This window comes from Methanobrevibacter sp., from assembly GCF_045603845.1.
GTDB lineage: Archaea > Methanobacteriota > Methanobacteria > Methanobacteriales > Methanobacteriaceae > Methanocatella.
Window position 1 is genome coordinate 1 of record NZ_JAZUMY010000045.1, and the last position, 20,649, is coordinate 20,649.

General features: G+C 33.8%; 20 protein-coding genes, 1 pseudogene and 1 riboswitch. Of the genes and pseudogenes, 14 read left to right on the forward strand and 7 right to left on the reverse strand.

Annotation, left to right across the window (positions count from 1 at the left end; translation table 11 throughout):
- Window positions 1-15: 15 nt before the first annotated feature.
- Complete coding sequence (locus ACKI2W_RS03875) at window positions 16-1,317, forward strand: amidohydrolase family protein (RefSeq protein ID WP_407379426.1); 1,302 nt, start codon at window positions 16-18, stop codon at window positions 1,315-1,317.
- Between the two features lie 7 nt (window positions 1,318-1,324).
- Here ACKI2W_RS03875 and tfrA read toward each other — a convergent pair whose 3' ends face one another.
- A complete protein-coding gene (gene tfrA / locus ACKI2W_RS03880) occupies window positions 1,325-2,968 on the reverse strand; it encodes a fumarate reductase (CoM/CoB) subunit TfrA (RefSeq protein WP_407379428.1) in 1,644 nt (547 codons plus the stop codon).
- A 95-nt stretch (window positions 2,969-3,063) separates the two neighbouring features.
- Here tfrA and ACKI2W_RS03885 point away from each other — a divergent pair, with 95 nt between their 5' ends.
- The 6 genes from ACKI2W_RS03885 (at window position 3,064) to ribB (ending at window position 7,675) form a co-directional block, all read left to right on the forward strand.
- A complete protein-coding gene (locus ACKI2W_RS03885) occupies window positions 3,064-3,438 on the forward strand; it encodes a DUF120 domain-containing protein (protein ID WP_407379430.1) in 375 nt (124 codons plus the stop codon).
- 78 nt (window positions 3,439-3,516) lie between these two features.
- Window positions 3,517-3,837 carry a helix-turn-helix domain-containing protein gene (locus ACKI2W_RS03890; RefSeq protein WP_407379432.1) on the forward strand — a complete coding sequence of 107 codons (321 nt, stop codon included), beginning with the start codon at window positions 3,517-3,519 and terminating at the stop codon, window positions 3,835-3,837.
- A gap of 4 nt (window positions 3,838-3,841) precedes the next feature.
- The gene (locus ACKI2W_RS03895) at window positions 3,842-4,552 is read left to right on the forward strand and encodes an ImmA/IrrE family metallo-endopeptidase (protein WP_407379434.1); all 711 of its coding nucleotides are present in this window, start codon (window positions 3,842-3,844) and stop codon (window positions 4,550-4,552) included.
- A gap of 221 nt (window positions 4,553-4,773) precedes the next feature.
- Entirely contained in the window at window positions 4,774-5,028 is a 255-nt protein-coding gene (locus ACKI2W_RS03900; protein ID WP_407379435.1) for a hypothetical protein, read from the forward strand.
- Window positions 5,029-5,298: 270 nt separating this feature from the next.
- The gene (locus tag ACKI2W_RS03905; RefSeq protein ID WP_407379437.1) at window positions 5,299-6,534 is read left to right on the forward strand and encodes an RNA-guided endonuclease InsQ/TnpB family protein; all 1,236 of its coding nucleotides are present in this window, start codon (window positions 5,299-5,301) and stop codon (window positions 6,532-6,534) included.
- 274 nt (window positions 6,535-6,808) lie between these two features.
- Window positions 6,809-6,943: riboswitch (FMN riboswitch) on the forward strand.
- A 45-nt stretch (window positions 6,944-6,988) separates the two neighbouring features.
- On the forward strand, window positions 6,989-7,675 hold the full coding sequence (gene ribB, locus ACKI2W_RS03910) for a 3,4-dihydroxy-2-butanone-4-phosphate synthase (RefSeq protein WP_407379439.1): 687 nt from the start codon (window positions 6,989-6,991) through the stop codon (window positions 7,673-7,675).
- On the opposite strand, the gene ACKI2W_RS03915 is transcribed toward ribB, so the two are convergent.
- The 3 genes from ACKI2W_RS03915 to gatA all read right to left on the reverse strand — a co-directional run bounded on the left by ACKI2W_RS03915 (window position 7,672) and on the right by gatA (window position 11,130).
- Window positions 7,672-8,097, reverse strand: coding sequence for a hypothetical protein (locus ACKI2W_RS03915; RefSeq protein WP_407379442.1), 426 nt, complete (start codon window positions 8,095-8,097; stop codon window positions 7,672-7,674). The genes ribB and ACKI2W_RS03915 overlap by 4 nt on opposite strands.
- Window positions 8,097-9,587 carry a glutamine amidotransferase-related protein gene (locus ACKI2W_RS03920; RefSeq protein WP_407379444.1) on the reverse strand — a complete coding sequence of 497 codons (1,491 nt, stop codon included), beginning with the start codon at window positions 9,585-9,587 and terminating at the stop codon, window positions 8,097-8,099. Before ACKI2W_RS03920 ends, ACKI2W_RS03915 begins: the two co-directional genes overlap by 1 nt.
- A 172-nt stretch (window positions 9,588-9,759) precedes the next feature.
- Window positions 9,760-11,130, reverse strand: coding sequence for an Asp-tRNA(Asn)/Glu-tRNA(Gln) amidotransferase subunit GatA (gatA, locus tag ACKI2W_RS03925; protein WP_407379446.1), 1,371 nt, complete (start codon window positions 11,128-11,130; stop codon window positions 9,760-9,762).
- Window positions 11,131-11,253: 123 nt separating this feature from the next.
- Here gatA and ACKI2W_RS03930 point away from each other — a divergent pair, with 123 nt between their 5' ends.
- Both ACKI2W_RS03930 and ACKI2W_RS03935 read left to right on the forward strand, forming a co-directional pair.
- Window positions 11,254-12,024 carry a hypothetical protein gene (locus ACKI2W_RS03930; protein ID WP_407379448.1) on the forward strand — a complete coding sequence of 257 codons (771 nt, stop codon included), beginning with the start codon at window positions 11,254-11,256 and terminating at the stop codon, window positions 12,022-12,024.
- 102 nt (window positions 12,025-12,126) lie between these two features.
- A complete protein-coding gene (locus tag ACKI2W_RS03935) occupies window positions 12,127-12,921 on the forward strand; it encodes an HAD family hydrolase (protein ID WP_407379450.1) in 795 nt (264 codons plus the stop codon).
- Here ACKI2W_RS03935 and ACKI2W_RS03940 read toward each other — a convergent pair.
- The gene (locus ACKI2W_RS03940; RefSeq protein WP_407379452.1) at window positions 12,902-13,627 is read right to left on the reverse strand and encodes a sugar phosphate isomerase/epimerase family protein; all 726 of its coding nucleotides are present in this window, start codon (window positions 13,625-13,627) and stop codon (window positions 12,902-12,904) included. The two genes, ACKI2W_RS03935 and ACKI2W_RS03940, sit on opposite strands and share 20 nt — an antisense overlap.
- A 420-nt stretch (window positions 13,628-14,047) precedes the next feature.
- Here ACKI2W_RS03940 and ACKI2W_RS03945 point away from each other — a divergent pair, with 420 nt between their 5' ends.
- Both ACKI2W_RS03945 and albA read left to right on the forward strand, forming a co-directional pair.
- On the forward strand, window positions 14,048-15,589 hold the full coding sequence (locus tag ACKI2W_RS03945; protein WP_407379454.1) for a 2-isopropylmalate synthase: 1,542 nt from the start codon (window positions 14,048-14,050) through the stop codon (window positions 15,587-15,589).
- 26 nt (window positions 15,590-15,615) lie between these two features.
- A complete protein-coding gene (gene albA, locus ACKI2W_RS03950) occupies window positions 15,616-15,882 on the forward strand; it encodes a DNA-binding protein Alba (RefSeq protein WP_407379456.1) in 267 nt (88 codons plus the stop codon).
- 1 nt (window position 15,883) lies between these two features.
- Here the strand turns inward: albA and ACKI2W_RS03955 are convergent, their stop codons facing one another.
- Both ACKI2W_RS03955 and ACKI2W_RS03960 read right to left on the reverse strand, forming a co-directional pair.
- Entirely contained in the window at window positions 15,884-16,540 is a 657-nt protein-coding gene (locus ACKI2W_RS03955; protein ID WP_407379458.1) for a CehA/McbA family metallohydrolase, read from the reverse strand.
- Window positions 16,533-17,570, reverse strand: coding sequence for a DUF1786 domain-containing protein (locus ACKI2W_RS03960; RefSeq protein ID WP_407379460.1), 1,038 nt, complete (start codon window positions 17,568-17,570; stop codon window positions 16,533-16,535). The genes ACKI2W_RS03955 and ACKI2W_RS03960 overlap by 8 nt, the downstream gene beginning before the upstream one ends.
- Window positions 17,571-17,663: 93 nt before the next feature.
- Here ACKI2W_RS03960 and ACKI2W_RS03965 point away from each other — a divergent pair, with 93 nt between their 5' ends.
- The 3 genes and pseudogenes from ACKI2W_RS03965 to ACKI2W_RS03975 all read left to right on the forward strand — a co-directional run.
- The gene (locus ACKI2W_RS03965; protein WP_407379462.1) at window positions 17,664-18,965 is read left to right on the forward strand and encodes a TrpB-like pyridoxal phosphate-dependent enzyme; all 1,302 of its coding nucleotides are present in this window, start codon (window positions 17,664-17,666) and stop codon (window positions 18,963-18,965) included.
- A 461-nt stretch (window positions 18,966-19,426) separates the two neighbouring features.
- A complete protein-coding gene (locus tag ACKI2W_RS03970; protein WP_407379464.1) occupies window positions 19,427-20,218 on the forward strand; it encodes a ParA family protein in 792 nt (263 codons plus the stop codon).
- A gap of 25 nt (window positions 20,219-20,243) precedes the next feature.
- Window positions 20,244-20,649 (forward strand): annotated as a pseudogene (locus ACKI2W_RS03975) (hypothetical protein); the annotation flags it as partial.

Here is a 20,649-nt window from a genome sequence, read left to right on the forward strand (position 1 = left end):
TTTTTGGGTGTTATTATGGCAGATAATACGATACTGATTAAAAATGCATTAATTTTAAATCCTGAAAAGACTTATGACAATCCACAGGATATATTAATACGAAATGATTTGATTTCTGAAATTTCTGATGAAAAAAATGAAAAAGCAGATAAAACAATTGATGCAACAGGAAAAATTTTGCTTCCTGGATTTGTAAATACACATACCCATTTATCAATGACATTGTTCAGAGGATTGGCAGATGATTTGGCTCTGGATGAATGGTTAAATGATAATATATGGCCTATGGAAGCAAATCTTAATGGTAATTATTGTTATATAGGTGCTCTTTTAGGAGCCGTTGAATTGATCAAATCAGGTACCACAACATTTTCAGACATGTACTTTTACATGGAAGATGTTGCTAGAGCCGTTGATGAGTCAGGAATAAGGGCAGTATTGTCATATGGAATGATTGACTTTGGTGATGAGGAAAAAAGAAAAGCTGAAATTGAAGAGAACATGACTTTATTTAGGAATTGTCATGATACTGCTGACGGAAGAATCAAAGTATTTTTCGGACCGCATTCACCATATACAGCTTCAGAAGAGCTATTGAAGGAAGTTCGCAGATTAGCTGATGAAACCGGAATGAAGATTCACATTCATGTAAGCGAAACTCAGAAGGAAATCAATGATGTTTCAGCCGAAAAGGGATTAAGGCCTTTTGAATACCTCGATTCAATCGGATTTTTAGGTCCTGATGTAGTCTGTGCACATTGCGTATGGCTGAGTGATGATGAAATAGAAATCATCAAGAAAAATGATGTTAAAATTTCACACAACCCTTGCAGTAACATGAAACTGGCTTCAGGAATAGCTCCCGTATCCAAATTGCTTGAAAACGATATTTGCGTTTCAATCGGAACTGACGGCGCATCTTCAAACAATAACTTGGATCTGATTGAGGAATTGAAAACAGCAAGTTTACTTCAAAAGGTTTCAACTCTTGACCCTAAGGTTCTCACGTCCGATGAGGCATTGGCAATGGGAACAATCAACGGTGCAAAGGCTCTTGGTTTGGATGATGAAATTGGATCTGTTGAAGTCGGCAAAAAGGCAGACTTAATCTTAATTGATAAAAATAATGCCAACATGGTTCCGGACAGTTCTAAATTAAGTTCTAATATTATTTATTCAGCAAACGGGTCTAATGTAGACACTACAATCTGTAATGGTAAAATATTAATGGAAAACAAGAAACTGACTACATTGGATGAGCAAGAAATTTATGAAAAAGCAAGAATTGCAATAGATGAGCTTAAAAAAGCTCTCTAATTTTTTTTTATCTTGCTTCAAATTTTATTTTATTTTTGTTTAAAACAATACTTCTTTTCCAGGCATCATTGCTTTTGGGAAAATCGCTTCTGAAGTGAGCGCCTCTGCTTTCACGACGCAATATAGCTGATTTAACAACCAGAATACAGGTTTCAACCATATTGATTACTTCCAATGCAGTCATTAACTCACTGTTATACTGATTTTTGTCAGATACATCAATATTATCCAGGTCTTTCTGCATTTCCTGCAGTTGCTTAAGGGCTTCGTTTAAAGTCTTTTCTTCACGCACAATAGCTACTTTTTCCCACATCAGCTTTTTGATGTTTTCCTTAAATTCAGATGCTTTAATGGAACCCGGTTTTATTAACCCTTCAATTCTTTGCTTTTCAGCTAAAAACATCTCCTCATTTGTCTTAAGTTCACTTTCCTTTGCAGATTTTGCAGCGCTTTCACCTGCTATTTTTCCAAATACCTGAGTATCGGCCAGAGCGTTACCTCCTAAACGGTTGGCACCATGGACTCCGCCGCAGACCTCTCCGCAGGCAAAGAGATTTGGAAGTGATGTTGATGCATCAGTATTTATTTTAATTCCGCCCATAAAATGATGTGCCGTCGGAGCAACTTCTATAGGTTCATGTTTGATGTCAACGCCAACATTTTCAAACTGCAGGACCATTGTTTCCAGCTTTTCATCAATCAAATCATCGTCAAGGTGTGAAATGTCAAGGTAAACTCCACCGTGCTCGCTGCCTCTTCCTTCGATGATTTCCTGATAGATTGATCTTGCAACCACATCACGTGTTGACAGCTCCATTTTTTCAGGAGAATATTTTGCCATGAAGCGTTCGCCATCCTTGTTCAGTAGCTTGCCGCCTTCAGCTCTCACGGCTTCTGTTACAAGAACTCCTTTTTTGGATTCTGGTGTTACCATTCCTGTTGGGTGGAATTGAACCTGTTCCATATCAATTAGGTTTGCACCGGCCCTGTATGCTATTGCAAAGCCGTCCCCGTTTTTCTGAAAGGTATTGGAAGTTACAGGGTATAACTGGCCGGCTCCTCCGCTTGCAAATATTACAGCTTTTGCCTTGAAATAGATAATGCTGGAATCTTTCAGGTCAAATCCGGTAGCTCCTATTACCTGGATGCCGTCCTGAACTAAGGAGGTTATCATGACTTCTTCAATGCATTCAATGTCTCTTCTGATAATCTCTTCTTTCAATGCATTTAAAAGTTCAGCACCGGTTCTGTCTCCCTGGAAGCATGTTCTTCTGTATGTCTGGCCACCAAAAGGCCTTTGTGCAATTTTACCGTTTTCCTGCCTGTCGAACAGTGCACCATAATTTTCTAAGTCAATTAATCTTTTAGGAGATTCATTAACTAATATATTGACCAATTTTTCATCATTCAGATAGCTTCCACCTTTTAATGTATCCTTGATGTGGGCATCGATTGAGTCTTCTTCATCAACAGCCTTAAAAACTGCATTATATCCTCCTTCAGCCATTCCTGTACATCCTGATCTGAATGATAGTCCTTTTGATACAATTGTAGCCTTAAGTCCAGCATCGTCAACTTCAATAGCTGCCCTTGAACCGGCTCCACCGGACCCTACAATTAACACATCTGTTTGAATTTCTTTAACTTCCATTTTAATACCTTTCATCTAATTTGTTAATAATTATCTTTGTTTTTAATAATTAATATAAATATGTTAATTGATATAATCAATAAAGAGGTTATTTGATGAAACTTGATGGTGAAGTAACAACGGGTTTGGGAAAAGCGGCATTTTTCCTTTCTCAGGATTTTTATGTTAATAATTTTATCAAAAATTGCGGTTTTAAACCATATCCAGGAACATTGAATATTATAGTGCCGGAAGAACATTTAGACAAAATTAATGAGGTTAAGGACAGCTGCGAAAATATTATTAAGCCTGATGAAGGTTTTGGTGCTGTCAAATACATTAAAGCTGTTTTAAATGACGATGTTGAAGGCGCAATAGTTTTCCCGGCGAAAACCGAACACACTGAAAACTATCTTGAATTTATTGCTGAGAAGAAATTGAGAGATGAGCTGAATCTTGAAGATGGCGATATCGTAAGCATTGAATTTTGACCTATTTTTAGATAAATTTAAATATATTAATATGACATATAATTATATAATTAATATATATTTATTTAGGTAATTAAAATGGAAGAAAATATTAGTAGACTTAAACAATTACGTAAAGATCATGGATTTTCTCAAAAACAGGTTAGTAATTATTTAGGTATCGATCAGAGTAATTTATCTAAAATTGAAAGGGATAAACGAAATTTAAATTTGGATTTAATGGATAAACTTTGTTTACTCTATAATTGTTCTCCTGAATATATTTTAGGTGAATCTGATGAATATACTGCCCCTAAAATTGCTTTTAGAATTGATAAAAATGTTGATTTAAATGTAATTGCTAAAATCAATGAAACAATGAATTATTTGAAATTACTTAGAGAATTAAATGAGGAGTAGTCTAATGTTAAAAAACGATATTGATGATTTAGCATTGAAACAAAGAAGAAAATGGGGTATTGATAGTTATTCTCCTTTGAATATTTTTTCTATTTGTTTAGATAAGATTAATAATTTAACTATTCAATGGTTAGAAATGGACCAATTTATCAGTGGATGTTGTTCAAAAAATAGTACAGATTATTTGGTTTTAATTAATTCAACTCATTCTAAAGGCAGACAAACTTTCACTTTTGCTCATGAATTATATCATTTACTCCATGAAAAATCAGACGGATGGATTGTTTGCACTGATAATATTAATATTGAGAGTGAAATAAATGCTAATAATTTCGCATCTTCTTTATTAATGCCTGATTGTGCATTATCTGATTATATTTATCGAAATAATATTATAAATTGGGATTTAAAAGATATGATTAAATGTGAACAATTTTTTCAAATTAGCCATTCACATCTATTGAATAGATTAAGAAAAGAAGATTTAATTTCACTTGATGAATTCAAAAAATTTAAACTAAATGTTATAAAAAATTCTAAAAAATTAGGATTTGACACTGAATTATATGAGCCATCTCCATCTAATAAACACTTTTATTCATTAGGTTCTATTATTCCTTTGACTGAAGAAGTTTTTAGTAAAAATAAAATTTCTAAAGGAATGCATGATGAAATTTTTATTAGAAATTATAGAGCGGATATCATATACAAATAATAAAAAGGGGTGTTTCTTTTGTTTAAGAAACAAGTATTCTATGATACCGATTGTTTTTTTACTTTTTTAGTAATTGATAAAGTTTTTATATTAAAAAAGCTATTTAAGGAAATTAATATTCAAAACCTGCATATGATGAGTTAATTCTGTTATGCAATGATCCTATGCTCAAAAAATCATTTAATGATATTATTAGTTCAGGTTTTGTAAAGATTATAAATATGGATATTTTTTCTGAAGAGTATACAAAATATAAATGTATTAAAAATGGATATTGGGATAATTTTAAGGTTGTTGGAAAAGGTGAAGCTGCCGCATTATCTTATGCTATAGTAAATGATGGAATTATAGCTTCTAATAATCTAAGTGATGTAAAAGGTTATGTAAAAAAATTTAACATTTTTGTGCAAGAATTCTCCGGCTTCTGCAAGCCGGAGATGAATTGCACTTTAAAGGCATCATATATTTTTTTTTAGATTATGCATCTTATTTTTTCATGATGTAAAATATTTATTTCTTGTCAAATGCTTGGATAAGTTCTTTATATGTGTGGGTATTATAAATATATTTTAGAGAATATATGCATGGATTAATGGATATTAATTTGATTTTTTTTATTAAATAGGTCAATTCATTTTATTTTCCATGTTTTTTTCTTAATAGTTAGAATATATGGTGTTTAAATAAATATTTGGTTATATAAAGGGGTTGAGTTTTGTTTTATTATGTGTGAAAATTTTTTTATTTTGACGGATAAATGTGAGTTTGTTCCTGATGAGGAACTGGAAAAGGTTTTGGAGTTTAATCTGCGTGCTTGTGCTTATGTTTATAACAAAACATTAGAATTTAGTATTTATCGCACTAATTTCGTAAAAGAATTTGGAATAGGTACTAAATTCAAAGTAAACCGCAGCTATACTCAGGATACAGTAAAATATCTAAAAGATAAAAAGCCTTTTTTAAAAAAAGCTGACTCCACATGTCTTCAAGCATCAACAGACAGATTAATAAAAGCCTATGACGGATACTATGATCGCAGAACAGGATTTCCCAAGTTCAAATCAGTGAAAAGAAATCCGGTAAACTCCATAACACTAAGAAACAACGATTATAAAACCAAAGAAGGAATTAAAGGATCTTTAAGATGGGAAAAAGATAAACTACGCATAAACAAACTCGGATACATCAAAGTCAAACATAAAAGAAACATAGATGGTAAAATCAAGGAAGCAACCATTAAAAAGGAAAATGGTCATTGGTATGTTTGCATAGCATACCAACTCAACAAAATAGAACCACGTGAAGAGTTCTCACCATATGGCTTATATGTCGGAATAGATGTTGGTATTACAGACTTTCTAACATTCTCCACAGGAACAGTGATAGCCAAACCAGACCTAAAAAGAATAAATGAAAAAATACAATACTACCAACAAAAACTAGCACGACAAAAACAAGGCGGATCCAACTGGAAAAAAACCATCAAAAAACTACACAAATGGATAAACAAGAAAAACAACACTATAAATGATTATTATCATAAAATAAGCTACAATATAGTTAAAAACTGCAAATTCATAGCAATGGAGACGCTAAACATTAAGGGTATGCTTAAAAGCAACCTCAGCAGAAGCATACACGAAATCGGATGGGGAAAACTAATTGAAATGATACGATACAAAGCACAATGGTATGGCAGAGAATTCGTACAAATCGACAGATGGTTCCCCTCAAGTAAAAAATGCTGCATCTGTGGTGAAATAAACCATGACTTAGGTCGTCACGAAAGAGAATGGGAATGCCCACACTGCCACACACATTTATTACGTGATTTAAATGCAGCAATAAATATTTTAGACGAAGGTCTACGCGCCGCTGGTTCATCGGTGCCAAGCTTAGTAGATTTCATACATATACTACCACAAAAATACTTAAAAAATATATTAAGTAGTCACGAAATAGAAACTATATGTATGGCCTAAGAATCTCCTGCTTCTGCAAGCAGGAGAGGTTCAATTTAACTCTTTTAACTTCATCCATGATTATTGCCATTTCTTTTGAAAATCAAATTATTACAGAAAAAGAAGCAAATTCTATTTGGAATGACATGCTTAATAAAAAAAGGAAATTACCTGCTAATTCTTTTTTAGAGTATTATAAGTATATCTTTCCTAAAGATTCACAGCAATATCTGAAAAATATTAGTTAATATAATTAAACCACAAAGTATTTTATACATAACTGATATATTTTTTAATACGTTCTCAGGGCGGAGTGAAATTCTCCACCGGTGGTGATTTTAACAAAATAAGTCCACGAGCACGAAGGAAATGTGTTGATTTGGTGAGATTCCAAAACCGACGGTGACAGTCCGGATGAAAGAGAATAAGTAGATTATTTTTTAGCCCTGGTTCTAGTACACAAGGAGACATTACTATGAATCAAGAAACAGATTTAGAAAAAGGTTTTGAAGCCTTAAGACAAGGTAAATTTATTTTAGTATACGACAATGATGACAGAGAAGGCGAAATCGACATGATTATCGCTTCTGAGTTTGTAACTCCAAAATCCATAGCTACTATGAGAAATGATGCTGGCGGATTAATCTGTAACTGTATCAGTTCCAAATTCTGTGATGAAATCAACTTGCCATTTATGGTTGACATTATGGAAGCGGCTACTGAAAAGTATCCAAATTTAGCTGAACTTGCTCCTAATGACATTCCATACGATGAAAGGTCATCATTTTCAATTTGGGTAAATCACAGAAAATCATTCACAGGTGTTACAGACCACGACAGGGCAATGACCATTAGTGAAATGGCTAAAATGTTCAGGGATGAAAGATTTGACGAATTCGGAAAAACTTTCAGATCACCAGGTCATGTCTGTCTTTTAAGAGGAGCAGTTGACACTGTCAAAAACAGAAGAGGACACACTGAAATCGGTCTTGCAATGTGTGAAATGGCAGGGGTCACTCCTGTTTGTGTCGTTTGTGAAATGATGGATGGTGAAACCGGTCAGGCTACATCATTCGATGATGCAAAAAAATATGCTGAAGACAATGATTTGGTCCTTCTTAGAGGAAACGATATCATTAAAAAATATTTAGAAGAATACTAACTGTACATGTTAGTATTATCCATTTTTTTATTTTTAATATGCTCAATTATAAATTGAGTAATTTGTTGTATCTTATATGAATTATAAATGCTGAATACAACGTATTTTCCATCATACATTCCTATTTTTAAACCGTCCCTGACCTCTTTTGTCGGTTCAATAAGGGATATTTTGTCCCATGGAACTCTCAGTGTCTTGCTTTTTAGAGCCTTTTCAAAATGAATTCCGTCATCTAGTATCTTGACTTTTTTGACTACGCGGCGGTTTTTATCGGATCCTATCTGTATATCTCCGTTTTCATCAAATACGTAATCGGGAATCAGACAGTTAGCTTTCCAGCCCTGGCGTATTTTCCTTGCAACCTGAACCCTGTCTTTTTTTGTTAGTTTAACTCCCTGTTCAGGGCTTAAATTAAGTGCCATTATATCACCTTATCTTTAATTTCTTCAAATGGAATTATGCGATTGAACTTGACTTCCTGAGCCATATCGGCAATTTTGTCGATATCAAGCGATTTCTCTACCAAATCAAGGGCGGCTTTTGTAAAGAGATCATATCTTATTTCAATTTCCGGCGTAAATCCTCTGGTTTCAAGCTTAAGCTTTCCAACGCTTAACACTTCATCGACATTTGAATTGTTGCGAATATATGGGACGACATTTTCGAATATATTTTCATTATATGCTTTATTCAATAAAATTCCCTTAACATCTACATTAAATTTTTCAAGCATGTTCGCATGTGCTACCAAATCTACTGCAGCGGATTCAATTCCTCCCTTGTTAACACCAGATATCAGAAGCATAGGTATATTTGATGACATTGCTATTTCAGCTGCTGAAAATGGAACCTTTTCATTCAGTAAACCGGTAAATACGCTCATTACTCCTTCAATCAGTACAATATCATAGTCTGAAGAATTCAGTCTGGCTACTGTAGATTCTATGTCGCTCCATCCAAGGTGTCCTATTTTTATTGAGCTGAAGTCATTCATGTAATCTTTTGTCAAATATAATCCCGGTATAATATCACGGACATCAGGGCCAACTTTCAGAAGCGCTACCTTATAGCCCCTTTTTCTTAATGCACCGGCCAAACCTGTCAATATGAATGTTTTTCCGGAATCGGACCCGTTACTTCCTATCATTAGGAATTTAGGTTTGTCGTTAATTTTCACTTGAGGTATCTTTATATTTGTGCCGATTCCAACTTCCGAGAGAATATACTCTTTCACAATTTTGTTTCTATTGTAAATTTCTTCGACATCCGTTGCATCTATTTGATTGAGGAAATTTTCTACAATAATCGGATTTTCATCTAAAATGTTGTGTATCATTGTACCGATAACATTTCCATCGTCATTGCATGCTCCGGAAAATATATTATAGTCTCCGGCCTTATTGGTGTCTCCATAATTCATTCTTTGGACTTTTGAGTAAAACAGAGGCTTTGCATCACCAACAACCTTTCCATATGTATGTGTATGGAATCCCTTAACATCCTCGTTTTGATTTTTTGTTATAAATGAGTTGTCATAAACTTTAGCTACTACCCTGTCGCTTGTAATCAGCGGTGAAAATTCAACATCGATTAATCCCAGTCCCTCTTTTATGATTGGAACTTCTGATTTTCTCCCTATATCTATCTGATTTGAAAGCAGCTGAAAACCGGCGCATATTCCGATAATAGGTTTTCCCTGTTTGGCCATTTTCAGGATTTCCCTGTTCAACTCCATATTAATGTCATTGGATTCTATCAACGTTCCTCCAGGTATAATCAATGCGTCAAGTTCATCGCTTGCTTTGTTTCCATTAACCAAACCGTTTTCCTTGACGATATCTGTCGGTAAATTTCCAAACTGTTCAAATCCTGGAACCGCACCTTTTACATAAGCAAGTCCAATTTTTGTCATAAAATAACCTCAAATAGACTTATGATTTTCATAATTTTTAAAGTTTTTTTAGACATACATTTCAAGTGTAAAATTCATATTAAATATACTATATTTAAGTACTATTTTAGTATTTTTACTTTAATGGTTAATTGTAAAAAAATAAAATGGTTAGGGTTAAAAAACCCATTAATTATTGAGTATTTTCAAATACAGCCATTGCTTTAACAATTTTTTCATCTTCTAATGGTTTAGCCTGTATTTGAAGACCTACTGGTATGTCATTAACGGTTCCTGCAGGGATACTTGCTGCCGGGATACCTGCAAGGTTAGCAATAACTGTTAATACATCGTAAGCATACATTTCCATAGTGTCCAGTTCTTCACCGATTTCGTGCGGAAGTTTAGGCACGGTCGGACCTACAATCAAGTCAACGTTTTCAAGCATAGCATTGATTTCGTTACGGATAAGTGATCTTGCCTGAAGTGCTTTTTTATAGTATTTTCCGCTGAATTCAGCTTGCGCAATATGGGAACCGATTTTTATTCTTCTTAAAACTTCGTCTCCACAGACTTCTTCGATTCTGGAACCGTATTCCCTTCCATCGTATTTTCTTGTAGCTGAGAAGAATTCAACATAATTGATTAGGTAGTAGGTAGGTAAACATAAGTCAATATGGTCAAAGGACACTTCCACAAGCTCAGCACCAGCATCAACCAATTTGTTAATAGCTTTGTTGACGGTTTTATTGATTTCATCGTCTGTTACTTCAATGAAGTCTTTACATATTGCTATTTTCATGCCTTCCAGGGATTTGTCTTCCAGGCATTCTGTGAAATCAGGTTCCTGCCAGTTCAAGGTAGTACATTCGGTTTCATCATAGTCAACGATAGTGTTCAATGCAAGTGCGATGCCGCTGACGTCTTCTGCAAAAGGACCTATTTGATCCAGACTCATTGACAGGTCAAGCAATCCTTGTCTTGAAACGGCACCGTATGTAGGTTTGAATCCGATGACACCACAATGGGATGCAGGGTTTCTGATGGATCCTCCTGTATCTGAACCTAATGCAATGTCACACATTCCGGCCGCAACAGCTGCAGCGCTACCGCCTGATGAACCGCCAGGGATTCTGCCTAATGCGTTAGGGTTTTGGGTCGGTCCATAATAGGAAGTTTCAGTTGAACTACCGGCCGCAAACTCATCCATATTTGCAATACCGATAATTATTCCATCTTCTGCCAATATATTATCGACAACAGTTGCATTGTAACTTCCATAGTAATCTTCCAATGTTTTTGAAGCTGCAGAAATGATTATATCCTCTACATTAATATTTGCTTTAATTCCAAACACTAAACCGGCTAAGCTTCCAACTTCTTCTCCATTAGCTATTTTTGCATCAATAGCTTCTGCTTGTTTTAATGCATTTTCTTCGTTTAATTCAATGAAAGCATTAATGGAGTCATTTTTTTCTTTAATAACTTTAAGGAAGTCTTCAACATTTTCCTTAGCGGTTAATTCTCCATTTTTGATGGAATTTAATTTTTCAATAACGTTCATTAAAACACCTTACATAAATATAATAAATATAGGTTTATTTTTTAATATTTATATAACTTGGTTTTTTCAAATCAATTTTTCATTGGCATTGCAGATATTATTTAGTAAGATATATATACCATAATGTATAAAATATTTAACACGAATTCAAGAGGTGATAATATTAAAAAAATTACAGCTGTTTTAGCAGTAATACTCGTAATATGTTTCATTTCTGGAGGATATGCATTATATCTTAATGAAGTTAATACAATTTCCGATTTAGACGATGCTACTCAATCTGATTCAATAACAAATTCCAATGGATCCGTAGATAAGGTAATTTCTCAAGAGGATATTGCAGAAAAAGTCAGTGATGCTGTTTTACCATCTAGAGGTGTCAATTCTAACTCTGCTGACGATTCAAAGTATCATGTCTATAATGGAGAGCATATCTCTTTCAATATCAATAATAAATTGAATACAACGGATAAATATACACAATGTGCTGAATGTGGTCTTTATATTCCTATAGGTGAAATTACAAAACCACTTCCTCAAAATTTAATTTGTCATGGACATGACGATATGGCACCTGTCGGCACTATTGATGATGATTTTTTTGCTTATACTTATGATGAAGTGTTGTTTACTGTTGAACATGATGGTTTAATTCCTGAAAGTCTTTATAACCGTCAAGCTCAATATTTAAATCATACTACTCCTTATGAGTATTTCAAGGAACATCACTCTCTTCTTCCTGAAGATTTGAATAAGTATAATTTCCATAATGATCCTCTGACAGTAATGCCAGTTGAATATCCGTTAAATGAACCTGTTATTGAGCCTATTGATATTCCAGAAACTAATTCAAATGATGGAGTTTTAACTTATTTAAACATCAGTGTTTATTAGTTATAACTCTTCTTTATTTTTTTTTAATTTTTACATTATAACTTATAACTTATAACTAATTTCTGAAAACTTTTAAATAATAACAAAAAGCTATTATTAAATATGAATAAGGCTGTTGTGTTTGATAATTCAGGAACATTGATTGAGCGCTATAGGGTTATCAAGGATGTCATTTCAGGCAATATATTCACTGACATCAATTCCCTTGATTTGATTGACCAAACTGATTCTTTGGCATTGGTTGTCCTTCAGTACAATACAAATAAGCTATTGGAGTTAGATTCAAATACACTGTTGTCCGATGTTATAAAGGAATTCAGCATTGATTTTGATGTGAGCTTCACAAATTTTGAAACTACTAAAGAAGAGGTTAAAGAAATCCTATTCAATGAAAAGTCAGCTGTAGTGGCTGATATCACAGATGGATTTCCAATATTAAGACAAAAGGTTCCTCATATGGAGCTGTGCAATGGATCAGCGGTTATTCTAGATATGGATGTTGGAATCATTGCCTACACGATAACTTCAGCAGGCAAACTCTTTGACGGTGTGGTTGACACTGTTAACAGCTTAAAGTCTCAGGGATGTGAAATCGTATTGGCTTCAGGTGACAGAAAAGGAGCCATTAACAGGCTTGCCGACATGCTGGATATCAATAAGGACAATGCCCATGGAAGCGTTTCCACCCGTGGCAAGTGTGAAGTGGTCAAGTCTCTTCAGGATGACGGCTATAAGGTAATGATGGTTGGTGACGGTCTAAACGATGTTCTGGCATTTAAACGAGCTGACGTCAGCGTACTGACCATTGAACAGCAGGAAGAAGTATCTCCTAAGCTGATGGATAAGACAGACTACATCATTGAAAGCATAAGGGAAGTTACTCAAATTGATTTTTAATTACTTCTTTGCTTTTCAATATATTATCGAAGTTATTTAGCTCTATTATTCCTCTTTCAACATTTTTTAACAGTTTTAAATCCAGGGTTCCATCACCCAAAGCTATATGCTGGTCTTTCACGCCGTCATTATCATTCAAATGACAGTATGTAATTCCTTTTAATTCCAACAGTTCCTCATTGTTTCCTGTTGTATTTCCATGTCCGACATCAATTGTGATTCCGCATCCGCATTCGCTTTTAAACATTTCAATTTCTTCAATTGTGTTTCCAAGAAATACTGGTCTCACTGGCATGTTTTCAACGGAAACAATCACGTTTTCTGCATAATCGACCAGTTCTGAAATGCTTTCGCATGCAAATTCGAGAGCCTGTTTTCTAAGCGGAGGATCATTTCTACCGATTTTTCCTGCATGCAGTGTTATTGCACGGGCGTTGATGCTTTCTGCATAGTCAATGCATTCCTTCATCTGCTTCACGCTTTCGGCCTTGATGCCCGAATTCAGGCTGGCAATGTTAATGTCAACTGTTGGAGCATGTATGCACACTTCCAGTCCGCAGTCCTTATAGGTCATAGTATCGTCTTTCGTAAAAAACGGTGATTCCCCAAGAATTTCTATCATTTCAAAGTCATGCTCATGGGCGGCCTCAATGATTTTCATGTTGTCTTCCATAAACATGCACAATGTTGTAAATCCCAATTTCATATTAATATTTTAGGTTTTGATTAAATATTATCTTATTGATTTTTCATCAATATCATACCTACATTTTTCTTAACGTAATGGTTGATTAAATTGATAGTTAATCAATAGTCTAGTAAAAAATTGAAGTAGAATTTAAAATAAAATACCAAGGTATTTTATACTCATGATTAATATAATTGTATATACATCATTTTATATAATTTTAAATTTTATTCAAAATTTAGATTTTTTGGAGAAATATTTTCTTATTTAAAAGATTAATATATGTCTTTAAACTTAAATTTTTTAGTAATGTATTAATATGTACATTATTAATAGCTTATTGCTATTTTTATATATATTTATCATTTCATTACTATTTTAAATAAACGATAAGTATTTATAATAAAAATAATCATTTAATATTCATGGAGATTTACTATGTACGGCGATGATATAGAAACAATAATTAAAGAGAATATGAATCTTGCTGATGAGATTTATATTTTTGATACTACTCTCAGGGACGGTGAACAGACTCCAGGCGTCGCTCTTACAGTAGATGAAAAGATTCAGATTGCACAGAAACTCAACAATCTGGGTGTAGATAAAATTGAAGCTGGTTTTCCGGCAGCATCCAGTGGTGAATTTCAAGCCACAAAAGAAATCAAATCTTTAGATTTGGATTCCACTATTGTAGGTTTGGCCAGAAGCGTTAAAAATGACATTGATACAGTTTTGGATGCTGATTTGGATTATATTCATATTTTCTTAGGTACTTCTCCATTGCATAGGGAATATAAATTGAAAATGTCTAAGGAAACTACAATTGCAACAGCAGTTGAGGCAGTGGAATATGCCAAGGATTATGGCCTCAGCGTTGAATTTTCAGCAGAGGATGCTACAAGAACTGAATATGATTTCCTTTTGGATATTTACAGGGAAATTGTTGCTGCTGGCGCTGATTTTTTAGATATTCCAGACACTGTCGGAGTTTTGACTCCAATCATAACAAGAGAATTAATAACCGGGATTAAAAGTAATTTTAAAGTTCCAATAAGCGTTCATTTCCATAATGATTTTGGATTGGCCACGGCTAATACTTTAACGGCCATTGAATGTGGTGCCAATCAGGCTCATGTCACAGTCAATGGTATTGGTGAACGTACAGGAAATGCTTCTCTTGAAGAGATTGTTGTTACTCTACAAACTGCCTATGGAATTAATTTAAACATAGACACTTCTCAATTGTATAGCCTATCGGAATTCGTAGGCAGACTTACAGGTATCAAAATGCCAGTCAATAAGCCGATTGTTGGCGACAATGCTTTTGCCCACGAATCAGGGATTCATGTTCACGGAATTTTAAACAATTCATCTACATATGAACCTATTTCCCCAGAATTGGTAGGTCATTCCAGAAAAATTCTTTTAGGAAAACATACAGGAGCAAATGCCTTAAAATCAAAATTAAAAAATTATCATATAGAATTAAATAATGAACAATTTGATAAGGTATTTGCACAGATTAAGGCTTTGGGCGACAGGGGAAAATGTGTAACTGACGATGATTTGAAAGCTATTGCACTGACAGAACTTGCTGCAGCACGTGAGACACCTATTAAATTGAAAGGTTTAGGGTTATTATGTGGAGCTATAGTTTCCCCTACTGCTACCGTAAAGCTGGAAATTGATGGAGTTGAAAAGGAAACTTCAAACACTGGTGTCGGTCCGGTTGACGCTGCATTGAATGCTATTCGTGAACTTATTCAGGACACTATGGATATTGAACTTGAAGAATATAATCTTGAAGCTATTAATGGAGGTACTGATGCTTTAGCTGATGTATTCGTTATTTCTTCAGATAATGAAGGAAACAAATCCACAGGTAGGGCAATTAATGACGATATTGTTATGGCAAGTATATTGGCCGTATTGGATTCAATAAATAAGTTAATATTAATTCAAAGATCTGAAATTTAATTTAAAATACACGAGGAGAATAAAATATGGAAGAAAATACAATATTTATAGGAAATAAACCGGTAATGAACTATGTTTTGGCTGTAGTAACACAATTCAATGATAATGATTCAGTAACATTGAGGGCTAGAGGAAAAGCCATTAGCCGTGCTGTTGACACTGCAGAAATAGTTAGAAACAGTTTCATTCAGGATGCCGTTGTTGCAGATATTCAAATTTCCACAGAGGAAGTTGAAAACTATAACAACGAAAAAACTAATGTTTCTATTATAGAAATCAAACTTCAAAAATAAATTAAATCCTTTTTAATATTTTATAATCAATTAAGTATTTGGATAAACGTATGTTTGATGTTCCTTTTCCAAATGCTTCTACCTTACTTTTTTTAATAGCTTTTAATACACTATCAATATCTTTTTCACAGTCAATTTTCGAATAGCAGTCACCAACGAATTTATAGTAGTGGGCATCGCTGGCACCAAGTCCGGGCAAATTCTCTTTTTCGGATAGTTTTTTTGCCCTACTGTTACAGTAACCTACTATAAAGCGAGCATTTTTTGTTTCAACTGCATCTATCTTCAAATCTTTATAGTCTTCTTTGCATAAAAGGCCGTGCCTGTAAAAACAGTATGGATGAGGTATTATTGCCAGCCCGCCCTGGTCATGAATCAGATCAATTGTTTCCTGGCCGGGCAAATCCCGCTCAACGTATTCTTCACATCCGAAACCTAAAATATGGCCGTTTAGTGAAGATATTTCAATTGATGGAATCACTAGCAAATCATCATTTTTTGTCATTTCCCGAGCTTTTTTTGAACCTTCAACAGTGTTGTGATCGCTTATAGCTATTATATCTATATTTCTGCTTTTCGCAACTTTAAAAATATCTTCAAGCTTTGATTTTGAATCGGGAGAATATTCACTATGAATATGTGAGTCCATCTTATACATGCAATTCCTCAAGGGTCTTGATAAGTCCTATCGTTCCGGTCATCATAACATCCCCTCCGGGACATGCGTGATGCCAGTCAAGGTTTGTCTTTTCAATCAGTTCACGCTTTGGGCCTGTAACTATAACCTTTTCGATTTTTGAAATCGGATTGATTACATGCGCACCGTGACCGTGGTCATTATAAACCTCTTCGTTTGTTATTATTCCTTCAGCCAACCTTTTCATGTAATTTTCAAGGCTTTCAGGTGTTAGGGATGATGTATGATGTTCAAATATTCCCTGGATTTTACCGTTTTCTATTGTTGCAGCTGTGGTGTGGCCGTTTCCTATGTCTATTGCAATGAAACTGTTTAATTTTGATGCTGTTTCATCATAGCACATTCCTGTTATTGATGCGAATTTCGTATCCATCAGTACAGGTTTTATTTCTATTCCTTCATTTTCAAGGCATCTTTCAACGGCTTTCATTCTGGTGTAGTAATCCGGAACGTTTCCTTTAAATGAGAATTCTTCAGGCTTTATCGGTTCACTTAACTTTTCCCTGATTTTTTCAAATCTGAAATCCCTGTCGCCCATGTTTTCATTGTATCCATGGTCTTGAACTGCAATTGCAATCTCATCGAAATCGAATTCCAGATCATATCCTAATAAAAACTCTGAGAGTTGCGTAATATTGATGTCGCCCAGCGTTATTTTCGTAAAGTCCTTATATTCCTTTTCCGGTGAAGCTATTTCAATTCCTATTGCTTCAACCTGGGATATTTTATCTCTTATTGTTTTTGCAGGAATCTCTTCCATTACTACCTTATATCCCTTTTCCATATGCTCCTGCAAGCTTCTTTTTATTTTTCCCCCGCCCATTATTTCGCCGTCGAAATAAAGGTCATTTTCGATTTCCCTTATTTGCTGTGAAATAAAGAGGTGCGGAGAAGGCAATACAAGCTTTATTGAATTTTCCAATTCCTTTTCATCATCATAAATCATTATGTCTTGTGTTCCAGTTCCTACATCAATAGCTAAAATTCTCATAAATTATTTTATTGTATTCATTTTATTAATATATTAATTGCACTTATTTGTACAACAAAGTTTTAAATAGTACATTATTCAAAATTTATTAACATGAATTATAAAATTACATTAGATTCTGATGAAGTGCCTAAAAAATGGTATAATATTTTGGCAGATTTGCCTACCCCACTTCCAGAACCAAAAAACAGTGAAGGAAAAGATCAAATTTCAGACTTACAAAAGGCTTTTACCAAAGCTGGTTTAGAACAGGAATTTTCTCCAGACAGATACATAACAATTCCAGATGAAGTGAGAGAATTGTATATGCAGGTCGGAAGACCTTCTCCTTTGTTTAGAGCAACAAGACTTGAAAAATATTTAAATACACCAGCTAAGATTTATTTTAAAAGGGAAGATACTTCTCCTACTGGTTCACATAAGTTGAACTCAGCTATTCCTCAGGCTTATTTTGCTAAAAAGGAAGGAGTTGAAAGGCTGACTACTGAAACCGGTGCGGGCCAATGGGGTACTGCTTTATCCTTAGCGTGTAACATGCTAGATTTGGAATGTACAGTATATATGGTTAAAGTTTCATTCAACCAAAAGCCTGACAGGAAAAATATCATGAATATTTACAACGGTAACGTATTTGCTTCACCTAGTGAAAATACCCAAATCGGACGCCAAATCCTTAAGGAAAATCCGGACCATCCCGGTTCTTTAGGTGTGGCCATTTCCGAAGCTATGGAAGAGGCATTGCTTAATGATGAAGTCAAATATTCACTTGGTAGTGTTTTAAACCATGTAATGCTTCATCAAACCATTATCGGTCAGGAATTGAAAGTACAACTGGAAAAGGCTGAAGAGGAACCTGATGTAATGATTGCTTGTGCCGGTGGAGGAAGTAACCTTGCAGGATCATTTTTCCCATTACTTAAGGATAAGATTGATGGCAATTCAGACACTGAATTCATTGCTGTTGAGCCTAGCGCTTGTCCTACATTAACTCAAGGATCTTATGATTATGACTTCGGTGACGTCAATGGATTTACTCCAATGCTCAAGATGTTTACATTAGGCCATGACTTTGTTGCACCATCAGTTCATGCTGGAGGGCTAAGATATCATGGAATGTCACCTATTGTTTCACTTTTAACTAAAGAAGGATACATTTCCCCTAGGGCAGTTCATCAAAAAGATGTATTTGAAGCCGGTGTTACCTTTGCCCGTAATGAAGGTATTGTTCCTGCACCTGAAACCACTCATGCTATCAGGGTTGCTATTGATGAAGCATTGAAATGCAAGGAGACTGGTGAGGAAAAAACTATTGTCATGAATTTTTCAGGTCATGGAATGCTTGACTTGAAAGGATATGCTTCTTACTTTGAAGGAACAATGCAAAATGCAAAATAGAGTGATTTTCACTCTTTTATTTTTTTTAATTTTTTTTATTATAAGTAATAACTTATAAGTTATAACTAATACTTTTTATTCTAACTTATCACTTATAACTAATAACTTATTTGTGAAAACAAATACTTTATAAGGAAGAAGTTATAAAATATAACTTAAGAGTTAGAACTTAGACCTTTTAACTTATCAATAATAATTTATACGTTAGAAGTTATTTGTTCTAACTTGTCCCAAATAACTTATAATTTATTCCTTTTAAGGTAAAAGGTATAACTTGTCCCTTAAAAGTTATATCTTTTAACTTAAAATGTTTAAGTGATAAATTAGAGGTTACACTTCATAATATTTAACTTATAATTTATTTCATTGAAGTTATGAGATATAAGTTATAACTTATATCTTAGTCATGTTTTTACGTTTTGATAGGATTAAACGTCCTTTAAGTTTAAGGAGAATTATTAATGAGTGAAGTCATAGCTGTAATGAATCAGAAAGGTGGGTGTGGAAAAACAACAACTGTTGTAAACACTGCAACTTCGTTAGCCCTATTGGGTAAAACTGTTTTGGTTGTAGATATGGATCCTCAAGCTAATGCAACAACAAGTTTTGGAATCGATAAAAATAGATTGGAAAACACGATTTATGATGCTATTATTGGGGATATTAATATCAAGAAAGTTACAAAACCAACCTTCATAAAAAATTTATTCATTGTTCCCAGTAACATGTCATTAAGTGGAGCAGGTGTAGAGTTAAGTAATCAAGAAAATTACCATAATATTTTAAAAAAAACTATTAAAGATGTTGTTCCATTATTTGATTATATTTTCATTGATTTACCTCCTTCATTAGGTGTTATAACTGTTAATGCTCTTATAGCATCAAACAGTGTATTGATACCGATTCAAGCTGAATATTATGCGCTTGAAGGAGTTGCGGATTTGATTAATACAATAAAACTTGTTGAAAAAAGACTTAAAAGTCCAACTCCAATAAAAGGAATTCTACTTACTATGTATGATAAAAGAACAAGGTTAAGTAGGGATATTTACAAAGAACTTAAAAATTATTTTGATGATAATGGTTTACTTTTTAAAACTTTTATTCCTAGAAACATTAGATTAGCTGAAGCTCCAAGTTTCGGTAAACCATGTTTGGTTTATGATCCTGAAAGTACTGGAACTAAGGCTTATTTAAAATTAGCTGAAGAGATTTTAGAAAGAGATAATTTAAATGAATCTAATGTTAATTGAGTATAAGCATTATGGATGTGATTAGATGGCTGGTGGTCTTGGTAAAGGGTTAGATTCCTTAATTCCAAATATTTATGATGAAAATTTTGACAGTAATGGATCTAAATCCTTAGAAGATATTTTAAATGATGATAAAGATTCTATTAGTGAGATTGAATCTATTGTAGATGATATTACTAGTAGTGAAGAAGAAGATAATAATGAAAAATCTATTGTAGAAGATGAAATTACTGAACATGAAGATGTTGTTGAAGAAGAGGAGAGTACATTAACTGAACAAGTTGCAGAAAATAATTCAGATGATACTAAAGTTGAAGTTGAAGTCTCCAATGTTGAAAATTCTTCACCAGATTTGTCAAATACACAAAATGTCAAGAAAAACGAAAATGTAGCGGAGGTTTTAGATATCGTGGATAAAAATCCAAGAATTA

What these genes read in the sequence shown, in the direction of transcription:
- ACKI2W_RS03875 (WP_407379426.1), top strand. Translation starts at nt 16, where the DNA reads ATGGCAGATAATACGATACTGATTAAAAATGCATTAATTTTAAATCCT.
- tfrA (WP_407379428.1), bottom strand. Translation starts at nt 2,968, where the DNA reads ATGGAAGTTAAAGAAATTCAAACAGATGTGTTAATTGTAGGGTCCGGT.
- ACKI2W_RS03885 (WP_407379430.1), top strand. Translation starts at nt 3,064, where the DNA reads ATGAAACTTGATGGTGAAGTAACAACGGGTTTGGGAAAAGCGGCATTT.
- ACKI2W_RS03890 (WP_407379432.1), top strand. Translation starts at nt 3,517, where the DNA reads ATGGAAGAAAATATTAGTAGACTTAAACAATTACGTAAAGATCATGGA.
- ACKI2W_RS03895 (WP_407379434.1), top strand. Translation starts at nt 3,842, where the DNA reads ATGTTAAAAAACGATATTGATGATTTAGCATTGAAACAAAGAAGAAAA.
- ACKI2W_RS03900 (WP_407379435.1), top strand. Translation starts at nt 4,774, where the DNA reads ATGGATATTTTTTCTGAAGAGTATACAAAATATAAATGTATTAAAAAT.
- ribB (WP_407379439.1), top strand. Translation starts at nt 6,989, where the DNA reads ATGAATCAAGAAACAGATTTAGAAAAAGGTTTTGAAGCCTTAAGACAA.
- ACKI2W_RS03915 (WP_407379442.1), bottom strand. Translation starts at nt 8,097, where the DNA reads ATGGCACTTAATTTAAGCCCTGAACAGGGAGTTAAACTAACAAAAAAA.
- ACKI2W_RS03920 (WP_407379444.1), bottom strand. Translation starts at nt 9,587, where the DNA reads ATGACAAAAATTGGACTTGCTTATGTAAAAGGTGCGGTTCCAGGATTT.
- gatA (WP_407379446.1), bottom strand. Translation starts at nt 11,130, where the DNA reads ATGAACGTTATTGAAAAATTAAATTCCATCAAAAATGGAGAATTAACC.
- ACKI2W_RS03930 (WP_407379448.1), top strand. Translation starts at nt 11,254, where the DNA reads ATGTATAAAATATTTAACACGAATTCAAGAGGTGATAATATTAAAAAA.
- ACKI2W_RS03935 (WP_407379450.1), top strand. Translation starts at nt 12,127, where the DNA reads ATGAATAAGGCTGTTGTGTTTGATAATTCAGGAACATTGATTGAGCGC.
- ACKI2W_RS03940 (WP_407379452.1), bottom strand. Translation starts at nt 13,627, where the DNA reads ATGAAATTGGGATTTACAACATTGTGCATGTTTATGGAAGACAACATG.
- ACKI2W_RS03945 (WP_407379454.1), top strand. Translation starts at nt 14,048, where the DNA reads ATGTACGGCGATGATATAGAAACAATAATTAAAGAGAATATGAATCTT.
- albA (WP_407379456.1), top strand. Translation starts at nt 15,616, where the DNA reads ATGGAAGAAAATACAATATTTATAGGAAATAAACCGGTAATGAACTAT.
- ACKI2W_RS03955 (WP_407379458.1), bottom strand. Translation starts at nt 16,540, where the DNA reads ATGTATAAGATGGACTCACATATTCATAGTGAATATTCTCCCGATTCA.
- ACKI2W_RS03960 (WP_407379460.1), bottom strand. Translation starts at nt 17,570, where the DNA reads ATGAGAATTTTAGCTATTGATGTAGGAACTGGAACACAAGACATAATG.
- ACKI2W_RS03965 (WP_407379462.1), top strand. Translation starts at nt 17,664, where the DNA reads ATGAATTATAAAATTACATTAGATTCTGATGAAGTGCCTAAAAAATGG.
- ACKI2W_RS03970 (WP_407379464.1), top strand. Translation starts at nt 19,427, where the DNA reads ATGAGTGAAGTCATAGCTGTAATGAATCAGAAAGGTGGGTGTGGAAAA.